The organism is Variovorax sp. Varisp46 (genome assembly GCF_059491885.1).
On sequence record NZ_CP168515.1, the window covers coordinates 1,902,149 to 1,913,837 of the forward strand.

Sequence of the window (11,689 nt, forward strand, 5' to 3'; positions counted from 1 at the left end):
TTCTTTTACAGCGGCAAGGTGTCGAACGCCGCGTAGGCCGTAGCCAGCCAAGACTTCACGCGCTGCCGTTCCAGCAACCCCAGCGCATGCGGGCCTTCGCGGTCGTTCACGGCCTTCCAGAAGCTCGTGTTCTGCGCATCGATCTTGCGCATGCTCGCGTCGTGCAGGCGGGGCAGGGTGATCACGCGTGCGCCGTTCGCCGTCGCCTTCGAGAGCGATTGCGAGGCCAGCAGCATCCCGAAGTCGCTGCCGCGGCCGTAGTTCTGCACCACGATGTAGTTGGGCCGGTTGCCGAAGGTGTCGATGAGTGCGCCGAGCAGGTCGGTCGAGTCCTTGCCGTCGTCCAGCACGTGCCAGAAGTTGACGGTGACACCGATGTCGGCGAACACGTCGAACAGGTCCGACTCCTTGATCCAGCGCGACAGCGGTGCCAGCGTTTGCGCGGCAAGGTCGACGATCACGCTCTGCTGCGGGTTGGTCTCGAAGCCGTTGACGACCGTGTCGAGCCCTTCGAAGCTGTCGACCACCACCTGCGAGGCGAAGCCTTCGTAGAAGCGGGTGAACGAGCTGTGCGAGCGGTCGGTGTCGAAGCCCGTGAAAGGGTGGCTGTGGTCGATGAAATACTGCGCCAGCACGCGCGCCGTGACAGACTTGCCGACACCGCCTTTTTCGCCGCCGATGAAATTGATGGAGCTCATGAGTTGCTGCTGCCTCGAATGGGTTGAGGGGTGGAGGGCGGATTCATTCTAGGGGCCAGTTTTTCTACCGGCCGCGTTTTGCCATGGCTTGCAGCAAGGGATGTGCCTGCAAGCGCTGCTGCAGCCGCTTCTTCCACGGCGCCGGCAGCGCCGAGGCGTCGATCATTGCAGGCCATTTGTCGCGGGCCAGCCGCGCGGTGTCGGCGACGACACGGCGCACCAGCGGCTCGTGCAGTCCCGTCGAGAAGCAGAAGGCGCGTACGTTGGCGGGCGTGAACAGGGCGGTGCGCCGGGCCGGGACCGCCGGCTCAGGCAACAGCGGCAGCGCGTGGCCGCCGACACCCTGCAGTGCGGCGTACGCGACGATGTCGTAGGCCGGCGCGAATCGCGGTGCAACGCCGTCGGGGTACAGCACGCCGAAGTTCTTGAGATGCGCGTCGGGGTTGCCGAGCAGGTCGTTCACTGCAAGGCGCCGCAGGAGCTCGAGCACCGCTTCGTCGCCCAGCGACGGAAACGCGCGCATCGCGAGCGCCATTTCGAGGTAGCTGCCGCCGTACTTGCGCATCGGGTCGATCGCCAGCACCTGCGCGAAGTCTTCGAAATGGATGCGGCGTGCGCCGTCGCGGTCGAAGCGCGTGACCGCCAGGAATTCGGGCTCGTCGGGCAGCGCATAGCTGTGCTCCGCGGCAATGGCCGAGAGCGGGGCGAGTTCCGCATGGCAAACCTCGACGCCCGCCGCGCCGGCCATCTGCAGCGACAGCATCTCGAGCTGCGGCATGTGCGGTCGGCCGGCGACCGGCAGCTTGGCGATCACCCGGGTGCTTGCGCCGGCCCGCGTGCGGGCCACGTACCGCCCGCCCTGGCGGCGCAGGCCCAGCTTGGGCTGTACGCCCGAGACCGATATGCCTTGCGGCATCGGCAGTTCGACCACCGACATCTCCAGCGCATCCTGGTCCTGCGTGATGAGGCGCTGCAGCGTGCCGCGGTCCACCGACACGGGCCGGGCACTCACTGCGCCGGGCAGGTCGCCGCCGCAGGCAGCGAGCAGTTCGAAATGATCGTTCTCGCGGCAGCCGCGCAGCTGCGCGATATGGCTGCGCAGCACGCCTTCGGGCAGCAGGTTCTGGAAAAAGCCCGGCAGCTGGCCCCCCTGGGCGTTGAACAGCGGGTTCTTGACGTCGCTCCAGAGTGCCGACTGGGCCGCGGGGTCGCTCGCCACCATCGAGAGCGACAGCACCTCGGCTGGCGGATTGGCGACCAGCTCGGGCTCCGCGACGAAGCGGCACAGGTCGGCGTACTGGAACAGCTTGCCGAAGCGGCGTGTGCCGAGCGAAATCTCGAGGATCTTGACGTTCATGGCGGCGAACGGCGCTTGTTGATGGGCGCGCCGGGCGCCTGCGCCACTGCATGGCCTACGCGCGTGGCCACGGGGCGATAGCCGGGATCGGTGGCCGTGGTTTCGCCAAAGCCCTTGGGCGCAAGCTGCAGTTCGAGACCCAGCGCATCTACCAGCGCCAGCAGGGACGACAGCTGCGGGTTGCCCTGCAGGCTCAGGGCGTTGCGCACGGAGCGCTCGGTGAGTCCCGAGCGCAGAGCGATTTCAGCATTCGAGATGCCGGCGGCATCGCGGCGAGCGGCCAGGGCGATGATGAGTTCCTGTTTATTCACGGAAATATATTACCGCAAATGAGGATTTAGGAAACATCTTTCCTAAAAACCTTCGCCGCTTCTTCCGCCGCTTTCACTTGGGTATCAGCGTGAAGAAGGGCATGACCACGCCCATCACCCAGTTCTGGCCGAAGTCGAGCGCCGCCCGGCGGTATTTCTCGTCGGCCTGCGCAGCTAGCAGGTCGAGCCGCGCCACGACCTTCGACAGTTCGCGGTCGGCCACGAGGTTGCGGCCGCGGTCGCTGATTTCGGTGGCCAGCAGCAGTGGCTGGCCATCGGGGCCGGTCTTGGAGGAAATGAGCCAGAGCGATATCTCGAAGTTGCGCGCGGCCCTGAAGCTGTTCTCGGCATTGATGCCGTCGATCATGGTCTGGTCCCAGGTGTCGCCGTTGGCCTGCTTGAGCATGGTGGCCCAGCCGTACACCAGCGCCGCGACGCGGTCGCCCTGGTAGCCCTGCGGCCCGGTATCGAAGGCCAGGCGGATCGCATCGATGCCGGTGGCGCCCTTCAATTCGGGCAGGGGCGGGCCCTTGAGCACGGCGTCCCAGGCGCGCTGGGCGGCCTCGTCCATGCTGGCTGCCGACTTGCGCCATTCGCGCGGGTTGCGCTTGTAGAGTGTGCTTTGCACGCGACGCACCGACTGCAGGTTGTCGCGCAGCGACAGGTTGGCGATGCGGTTGGCGCCGGACTGCATCCATTCGTGGCTGCTGTAGGGCTCGGCGCGCTGGGTGTCGCGCGTCGACGAGCAGCCTGCAAGGCCAAGCAGAACAACCGTGCCCGCCAAGATGCCTCCAAGGAGGCAGGTACGTCGCATGGCGAGGGGAGAAACCAGGGAATCGCTCATGCCCTGACGTTATCATCCACGGCTGGGGCGGCGGCCTGCTGCAAGCTGCAGGCCCGTGCAATTTTCCTTACAAATCAATACCTTGGCGCTAGAGCCAAGCAGGCCGACAAGTCGTGCGTCTTAATTCCATCAAGCTTTCGGGCTTCAAGTCGTTCGCCGAACCCACCAACTTCCTGCTGCCGGGCCAATTGGTCGGCGTCGTCGGGCCGAACGGTTGCGGCAAGTCGAACATCATGGACGCGGTGCGCTGGGTGCTCGGCGAGTCGCGTGCGTCGGAGTTGCGCGGCGAGTCGATGCAGGACGTGATCTTCAACGGCACGACCACCCGCAAGCAGGCCAGCCGTTCGAGCGTGGAACTGGTGTTCGACAACGCCGACCACCGCGCCGGCGGCCAATGGAACCAGTTCGGCGAAATCGCCGTGCGCCGCGTGCTCACGCGCGACGGCACCAGCAGCTACTACATCAACAACCAGCCGGTGCGCCGCCGCGACGTGCAGGACGTGTTCCTGGGCACCGGCCTCGGGCCGCGTGCCTACGCCATCATCGGCCAGGGCACGATCAGCCGGATCATCGAATCGAAGCCCGAAGAGCTGCGCCTGTTCCTCGAAGAGGCTGCGGGCGTGTCCAAGTACAAGGAACGCCGCCGCGAAACCGAAAACCGCCTGGGCGATACGCGCGAGAACCTCACGCGGGTCGAGGACATTCTTCGCGAGCTCAACGCCAATCTCGAAAAGCTCGAGAAGCAGGCCGAGGTGGCTGCGCGCTACAACATGCTGCAAGGCGACGCCACGAAGAAGCAGCACCAGCTGTGGTTCTTGAAGCGCAGCGAAAGCAACGCCGACCAGGCCAGGATCAAGTTCGATTCCGAAAAGGCGATCAACGACCTCGAATCGCGCACGGCCGACCTGCGCCACATCGAGGCCGAACTTGAAACGGTGCGCCAGGCCCACTACGGCGCCGGCGACCAGGTCAACCAGGCGCAGGGCAAGCTCTACGAGGCGAGCGCCGAAGTCGGCCGGCTCGAGGGCGAGATTCGCTTCGTGGTCGAAGGCCGCCAGCGCGTCGAGCAGCGCCTGGTGCAACTGCGCGAGCAGATGGGCCAGTGGGGCCGCCGCCGCGAAGAGGCCGAGGCCGAGATCGAAACGCTGGCCGGTGCCGGCGTGGACGCCGAGGAGCAGGCCATTTTGCTGGCCGCCCAGCTCGAAGAGCACGACGCGCGCATGCCCGAGCTCGAGGAAGCGGTGCAGCGCGCCCAGGACGAGGCCAACACCCAGCGCACGACCGTGTCGCAGGTACAGCAGCAGATCCAGGTGCTGGCCGCCGACCAGCGCAACATCGAAGAGCAGAGCCGCCAGCTCACGCAGCGCAGCGAGCGCCTGCGCGCCGACCAGAACGCGCTGGCCGCGCCAGACGAAGCCCGCCTGCTCGAAATGCAGGAGCAGCACGCGATGGCGCAGGAGGCCGCGAGCGAAGCCGACGCCCGCCTGCATGAGCTGCAGGAAGCCGTGCCGCAACTCGACGACGACCGCCGTGCGAAGCAGCAGGCCGTCAACACCGAAGGCGCCCGCCATGCCGAGTTTTCGGCCCGCCTCGAAGCGCTGCGCGCGCTGCAGGAAAAGGTCAAGACCGACGGCAAGCTGGCGCCCTGGCTCGCCAAGCACGGCCTCGACGGCCTGCAGGGCCTGTGGAGCCGAATCCACGTCGAGCAGGGATGGGAAAACGCGCTCGAAGCCGCGCTGCGCGAACGCCTGGGTGCGCTCGAAGTCAGCCGCCTGGAGATGGTGCGCGCCTTCGGCAACGACGCGCCGCCCGCCAAGCTTGCCTTCTACAGCCCGCCCACAGCCGGAGCGCCCGAAGGCACGGCCGCGCTGCCGCGCCTGTCCAGCCTGCTTCGCCTGAACGATGCCGGCCAGCAAGCCCTGCTGAACGGCTGGCTGCATGGCTGCTATACCGCCGCGAGCTTCGAGGAAGCGCTGGCCCAGCGTGCTGCGCTGCAGCCTGGCGAAGTCATCTACGTGCAGAGCGGCCACGCCGTGTCCTCGCACAGCGTCAACTTCTACGCGCCCGACTCCGAACAGGCCGGCCTGCTGGCCCGCCAGCAGGAAATGGAAAACCTGGATCGCCAGCTGCGCGCCCAGACACTCATCAACGAAGAAGCGCGTACTGCCTTGGTCCGCGCCGAAGCCGCCTACGCCGATGCCGCACAGCGCCTCGTGACCGCACGTCGCGAAGCCGCCGAGACCCAGTCGCGCGCGCACGAACTGCAGGTCGAGACCCTGCGCATGACACAGCTCGCCGAGCAGACCCGCGCGCGCAGCCAGCAGCTGGCCGCCGACCTCGGCGAAGTCGATGCGCAGCTCGAAGAACTGCAGGAGAGGCGCATCGCCGCCGAAGGCCGGTTCGAAGAGCTCGACATGCAGCTGGCCGACAGCCAGGAGCGCCACGCGCAACTCGACGAGCGCGTGATCGAAGCCGGCCGCGCGCTGAGCGCGAGCCGCGAGCAGCACCGCAGCCTCGAGCGCCAGGCGCAGGAAGCGACCTTCTCGCAGCGCACGCTCGAAGCCCGCCGCGGGGAGCTCAACCGTTCCATCGAAACCGCGGCGCAGCAGATCGTGGCGCTGACCGACGAAGACGAGCGCGCCCGGGCCGAACTGGCCCGGCTGTCCGATGCCGCTGCGCAGGCCGGCCTGCAGGATGCCCTGTCGCTCAAGCTCGAACGCGAAGCCGCGCTGGGCTCGGCGCGCAGCCAGTACGACGACCTCACGCTCAAGCTGCGCGCGAGCGACGAGCGCCGCCTGCAGCTCGAACGCGAGCTCGATCCGCTGCGCCAGCGCATCACCGAGTTCCAGTTGAAGGAACAGGCCGCGCGCCTGGGTGTCGAGCAGTACCAGCAGCTGCTCGACGATGCCGGCGCCGACCTCGAAGCCATCGAGCAGTCGATCGAAACCGAAAAGGTCAAGCTCACGGGCCTGCAAGGCGAAATCGACCGCCTCAACCGCGAAGTGGTCGCGCTCGGCGCGGTGAACCTGGCGGCGCTCGACGAACTCGCCATCGCGAGCGAACGCAAGACCTTCCTCGACGCGCAGTCGGCCGACCTGAACGAGGCCATCGGCACGCTCGAAGACGCCATCCGCAAGATCGACGCCGAAACGCGCGACCTGCTGGGCGGCACCTTCAAGGTCGTCAACGAGCACTTCAGCCGCATGTTCCCCGAGCTGTTCGGCGGCGGCAATGCCAAGCTGATGATGACGGGCGACGAAATCCTCGACTCCGGTGTGCAGGTGATGGCGCAGCCCCCGGGCAAGAAGAACCAGACCATCCACCTGCTGTCGGGCGGCGAGAAGGCGCTCACGGCCATTGCGCTCGTGTTCGCCATCTTCCAGCTCAACCCGGCCCCTTTCTGCCTGCTCGACGAAGTGGACGCGCCGCTGGACGACGCGAACACCGAGCGCTATGCCAAACTCGTGACAGCCATGAGCCGCGAAACCCAGTTCCTCTTCATCAGCCACAACAAGATCGCCATGGAAATGGCCGAGCAGCTGATCGGCGTGACGATGCAGGAACAGGGCGTGTCGCGCATCGTTGCGGTCGACATGGAGTCGGCGGTCTCGATGGTCGAAGCCGCGTAAGCCGAGCGGCACCCATGAGCAGCCTCACTCTCGCCCTGACCATCCTCGGCGGCCTCGTTCTCGCGGCCGTCGTTGCCTACAACACGCTGATGTCGCGCCGCAATGCGCCGCGCCAGCCCGACGCGATCGACATTGCGCTCGATGAAGCCGAGCGCGCTTTGGCGGAGAGCGGCGGCGGCATGGAGCCGATGCTGCATGCCGATCCGCACCAGATACAGGGGGCAGACCGCCACGAGCCCCTGTTCGATCCCGACCTGCCGGCGCCCAGCGGCGTGCCCGTGGCGACCGGTGAACGCCGCGGCGGGCTCGACCCGCTGATCGACGTGATCGCACCGATCTCGCTCGACGGCCTCGCCTCGGGCGATGCCGCCATCGCCGCCATGCCGCCGACACGGCGCGCGGGCAGCAAGCCGGTGGCCATCGAAGGCCTGAACGAACACACTGGCCAGTGGGAGCCGCCCGTGGCCGGCCAGCGCTACAGCGCTTTCCAGGTCGGCGTGCAGCTGGCCAACCGCACGGGTGCGCTCAACGAGATCGAGTACTCCGAATTCGTGGTCAAGGCCCAGGCCTTCGCCGACGCCGTCAACGGCGCGCCCGAGTTTCCCGAGATGCTCGACGAAGTGGCGCGCGCCCGCGAGCTCGACCAGTTCGCCAGCGCGCACGATGCGCAGCTGGGTTTTGTCCTGCGCGCGTTGCATGCGGCCTGGAGTCCGGGCTATGTGCAGCAGAACGCGGCGCGGCTCGGCTTCGTGGCCGGCATCATCCCGGGGCGCATGGTGCTGCCCACCAGCGAAGCCGGCCTGCCGCCGATCCTCGGGCTGGCCTTCGACACGCAGGCGGCGCTGGCCGACGACCCGGCCCAGTCGGCCATCCGCGAACTCAGCCTGAGCCTCGATGTGCCGCAGGTCGACCGCGGCGAAGAGCCGTTCCGCCGCATGCGCGAAGCTGCCGCCACGCTGGCGCGCGAGATGGACGGCGTGGTCACCGACAGCGACGGCCAGCTGCTGCGCGACGAAACCATGGACGTGATCGGCGCCGACCTCGAGCAGCTCTACGACACGCTCGATGCGCGCGACCTCGCTGCGGGCTCGCCGCTGGCACGGCGCCTCTTCAGCTAACAACTCCGACCTCCGGGAGACACCCATGACGACGCGCGACGAAGCGGCACGCGAAGCCGCCGCACTGAGCGAACAGCTCCACCGCCACGCCCATCTCTACTACGTGCTCGACACGCCCGAACTGCCGGACGCCGAGTACGACAGGCTCTTCCAGCGCCTTCAGGCCATCGAAACCGAGTTTCCCGACCTGCGCACGCCCGATTCGCCGACACAGCGAGTGGGCGGCAAGGTGCTCGACGGTTTCGTCAAGGTGCGCCACAGGGTGCCGATGCTGTCGATCCGCACCGAGACCGACATCACGCCCGGCGGCGCGAGCGCCTTCGACGCGCGCGTGCGCAAGGAACTGGGTCTGCCCGAGGACGGACCGCAGGTCGCCTACGTCTGCGAGCTGAAGTTCGACGGCCTTGCCATGAACCTGCGCTACGAAAACGGTGTGCTGGTGCAGGCCGCCACGCGCGGCGACGGCGAGGTGGGCGAAGACGTCACGCAGAACATCCGCACCGTGCGCGAGATTCCGCTGCGCCTCAACGGTACGGCGCCGCCCGTGGTCGAGGTGCGCGGCGAGGTCTACATGAAGCGCGCCGATTTCGACGCGCTCAACGAGCGCCAGCGCCAGAAGATCGCGGATGGGCAAAAGAACGAGAAGGTGTTCGTCAACCCGCGCAATGCCGCCGCCGGCGCGGTGCGCCAACTCGACCCGGCGATTGCCGCGGCGCGGCCCCTGAGCTTCTTTGCCTACGGGCTGGGCGAGGTGACGCCAGCGGCCGAGGGCGGACCCGACTGCCCGACGCAATTCGACTGGCTGCAGCAGTTCGATGCCTGGGGCTTTCCTGTGGCCAGGCAGACGGCGCGCGCGACAGGTGCGATTGAACTTATAGCTTTCCACGAGAACATCGGCCGCCAGCGCGACGCCTTGCCCTATGACATCGACGGCGTCGTCTACAAGGTCGACAGCATCGAACTGCAGCGGCAACTGGGCTTTGTCTCGCGCGAGCCGCGCTGGGCCGTGGCCCACAAGTACCCGGCACAGGAGCAACTGACCGAGGTGGTCGGCATCGAGATCCAGGTCGGCCGCACCGGCAAGCTCACACCGGTCGCCAAGCTCGCGCCGGTGTTCGTCGGCGGCGTGACGGTGACGAATGCCACGCTGCACAACGAAGACGAGGCGCGCCGCAAGGATGTGCGCGTGGGCGACACGGTGATCGTGCGCCGTGCCGGCGACGTGATTCCCGAAGTGGTCGGCGTGGCACCGGACAGCCTGGCCAGGCCCGACGATCAGCGCGGCGCAGTCTTCACCATGCCGCACAAGTGCCCCGTGTGCGATTCGGAAGCCGTGCGCGAGGAGGGCGAGGTCGATTACCGCTGCAGCGGCGGCCTGTTCTGCGCGGCGCAGCGCAAGGAAGCCATCCTGCACTTCGCGGCGCGGCGTGCGGTGGATGTCGACGGACTGGGCGACAAGCTGGTCGAGCAACTGGTCGATGCCAACCTGATCCGCACCTTGCCTGATCTCTACAAGCTGGGTTTCACCACGCTGGCCGGGCTGGATCGCATGGCCGAGAAGTCGGCGAAGAACCTCGTCGACGCGCTCGAGGCCTCGAAGAAGACCACGCTGCCGCGCTTCCTGTTCGGCCTTGGCATCCGCCACGTGGGCGAAACCACCGCGAAGGACCTGGCCAAGCACTTCGGCAAGCTCGACGCGATCATGGACGCGAGCGAGGAGCAACTGCTCGAAGTGAACGACGTGGGTCCGGTGGTGGCGCAAAGCCTGCGCACCTTCTTCGATCAGCCGCACAACCGCGAAGTGGTCGAGCAATTGCGCGCCTGCGGACTGAGCTGGGAGGAGGGCGAGCCCGCCGCCAGGGCGCCGAAGCCTTTGGCGGGTCTGACCTTCGTCATCACCGGCACGCTTCCTACGCTGAGCCGCGACGAAGCGAAGGATAAATTGGAGGCAGCCGGAGCCAAGGTTTCCGGCTCGGTCAGCAAGAAGACCCATTACCTCGTGGCCGGCGAAGAGGCCGGGAGCAAGCTCGACAAGGCGCGTGAAAACGGCGTCGAGATCATCGATGAGGCGCGTATGCTGGAGATACTCGCCAACGGTGTTCCGACGGAGTAAGCCGCAGAGGTGCCGGACAGGCCCTTTACCGGCCGTTACGCGACTTCATCTGAGCGCAGTCAACAGGGTCTACAACCTGGCGTTGAAAACTAATCGAAGGCCACAAGGAGTCCCTCATGCAAAAAATTCGTGTTCTTGGTGCTTGCGCCGCGCTCGGCGGCGTTGCGTTGCTGAGCGGCTGCGTGGGCGTGCCCGCCGATCCCTACTATGGTGGCTACTCGTCGGGGCCTTACTACAGCGAGCCCGCGCCCGTGGTCGTTTCGCCCGCGCCGGTCTACATCCAGGGTGGCGGCTACTACGAGCAGCGGCGTCCGTACTACTACGACCGTCCGTACTACGGCCGTCCGGGCTATCCGGCCGTGCGCCCTGTCTATCCGAGTCCCGGCGTGGTCGGACGACCGTCAGGCAACTGGGGCGGTGGCCACCCGGGCGTCGCACCGCGCCCGCCCATTGCCGGTGGAGGACCGGGCTCCATCCCGACGCCGCCGCGCGGCAATGCGCGCCTGTGGACTTCGCCGGACTCCAAGACCCAGACCCCTCCCTGATCGCGGCGGCTGCGGGCCTGTCGCGATAATCCCGCCATGGCCATCCGCGAAATCCTGAAAATGGGCGACCCCCGGCTGCTGCGCATTGCGCAGCCGGTCGCCGCCTTCGACACCGACGAACTGCACCTGCTGGTGCGCGACATGTTCGAAACCATGCATGCAGTCAACGGTGCTGGCCTCGCCGCACCGCAGATCGGCGTGGACCAGCAACTGGTGATCTTCGGCACCGATGTCGTGAATCCCCGCTATCCCGATGCGCCACCGGTGCCGCGTACCGTGCTGCTCAATCCCGTCATCACGCCGCTGGACGACGAGGAGGAAGAGGGGTGGGAAGGATGCCTGTCGGTGCCGGGCCTGCGCGGCGTGGTGCCGCGATTCGCCAACATCCGCTATACCGGGTTCGACCCCTACGGCGACCCGATCGACCGGGTCGCCACCGGCTTTCATGCGCGCGTTGTGCAGCATGAAGTCGATCATCTGCTGGGCAAGCTGTACCCGATGCGGGTGCGCGATTTCTCGCGCTTCGGCTACACCGAGGTCCTGTTTCCGGGCCTCGATGCGGCCGATGACGATTGAGCCCGCTCAGTTGTATTTGCTGCTGAGCGCGAAGCGGCCGCCGCCCATGAAGGCGAGGGCGAGCGCCGCGAACAGGAACATGCCCTGCGTTTCCAGCGCCCAGCCGCCTTGCTTGCCGAGCGAGGTCAGGTCCTTCGCGTGGACCAGCGTGAAAGCCACGAGCATGTTGATCGCGACGATCCATGCCGCCGGCCGCGTGTAGAGGCCGATGATCAGCAGCACGGGCGCCACCACTTCCCCGATATAGACCAGATAAGCCAGCGCGCCCGGCAGCCCGTGCTGGGCCAGCATGCCGGAAATGAAGCCGACGCCGCCCTGGAGCTTGGCGATGCCGTGCAGCAGGATCAGGACGCCAAGCGCGACGCGCAGGATGAACTTGCCGGTGTCGTCGGATTTGACCATTTGTGTGGATTCCAGTTGAAGTGATTCGAGGGCCGTATGGTAGTGAACCTGCAGCGTCTTCGGGCACCGGATTTGCGTCGGGCTACGGGCATATGC

At 67.0% G+C, this 11,689-nt stretch carries 10 protein-coding genes; 5 read left to right on the top strand and 5 right to left on the bottom strand.

What is annotated here, in order from left to right; translation table 11 throughout:
• Positions 1-5: 5 nt before the first annotated feature.
• The 4 genes from ACEN9N_RS08975 to ACEN9N_RS08990 form a co-directional block, all read right to left on the bottom strand.
• The gene (locus ACEN9N_RS08975; RefSeq protein ID WP_495655881.1) at positions 6-698 is read right to left on the bottom strand and encodes a P-loop NTPase family protein; all 693 of its coding nucleotides are present in this window, start codon (positions 696-698) and stop codon (positions 6-8) included.
• A 64-nt stretch (positions 699-762) separates the two neighbouring features.
• Entirely contained in the window at positions 763-2,055 is a 1,293-nt protein-coding gene (locus ACEN9N_RS08980; RefSeq protein WP_495655882.1) for a type II toxin-antitoxin system HipA family toxin, read from the bottom strand.
• Positions 2,052-2,366: a helix-turn-helix domain-containing protein gene (locus ACEN9N_RS08985; RefSeq protein WP_495655883.1), complete on the bottom strand. Its 315-nt coding sequence runs from the start codon at positions 2,364-2,366 to the stop codon at positions 2,052-2,054. The genes ACEN9N_RS08980 and ACEN9N_RS08985 overlap by 4 nt, the downstream gene beginning before the upstream one ends.
• A gap of 73 nt (positions 2,367-2,439) precedes the next feature.
• Positions 2,440-3,150, bottom strand: coding sequence for a hypothetical protein (locus ACEN9N_RS08990; RefSeq protein ID WP_495655884.1), 711 nt, complete (start codon positions 3,148-3,150; stop codon positions 2,440-2,442).
• A gap of 173 nt (positions 3,151-3,323) precedes the next feature.
• On the opposite strand from ACEN9N_RS08990, the gene smc reads away from it, so the two are divergent.
• The 5 genes from smc (at position 3,324) to def (ending at position 11,191) form a co-directional block, all read left to right on the top strand.
• Entirely contained in the window at positions 3,324-6,839 is a 3,516-nt protein-coding gene (gene smc, locus ACEN9N_RS08995; protein WP_495655885.1) for a chromosome segregation protein SMC, read from the top strand.
• Between the two features lie 14 nt (positions 6,840-6,853).
• The gene (locus ACEN9N_RS09000; protein ID WP_056590574.1) at positions 6,854-7,957 is read left to right on the top strand and encodes a cell division protein ZipA C-terminal FtsZ-binding domain-containing protein; all 1,104 of its coding nucleotides are present in this window, start codon (positions 6,854-6,856) and stop codon (positions 7,955-7,957) included.
• Between the two features lie 25 nt (positions 7,958-7,982).
• Positions 7,983-10,070 (top strand): NAD-dependent DNA ligase LigA, encoded by a 2,088-nt coding sequence (ligA, locus tag ACEN9N_RS09005; protein ID WP_495655886.1) that lies wholly within the window; start codon positions 7,983-7,985, stop codon positions 10,068-10,070.
• A gap of 116 nt (positions 10,071-10,186) precedes the next feature.
• Complete coding sequence (locus tag ACEN9N_RS09010; RefSeq protein WP_007837832.1) at positions 10,187-10,615, top strand: hypothetical protein; 429 nt, start codon at positions 10,187-10,189, stop codon at positions 10,613-10,615.
• A 36-nt stretch (positions 10,616-10,651) separates the two neighbouring features.
• A complete protein-coding gene (gene def, locus ACEN9N_RS09015; protein WP_056590568.1) occupies positions 10,652-11,191 on the top strand; it encodes a peptide deformylase in 540 nt (179 codons plus the stop codon).
• Positions 11,192-11,197: 6 nt separating this feature from the next.
• Here def and ACEN9N_RS09020 read toward each other — a convergent pair whose 3' ends face one another.
• Positions 11,198-11,593, bottom strand: coding sequence for a DoxX family protein (locus ACEN9N_RS09020; protein ID WP_007837829.1), 396 nt, complete (start codon positions 11,591-11,593; stop codon positions 11,198-11,200).
• Between the last annotated feature and the right edge of the window lie 96 nt (positions 11,594-11,689).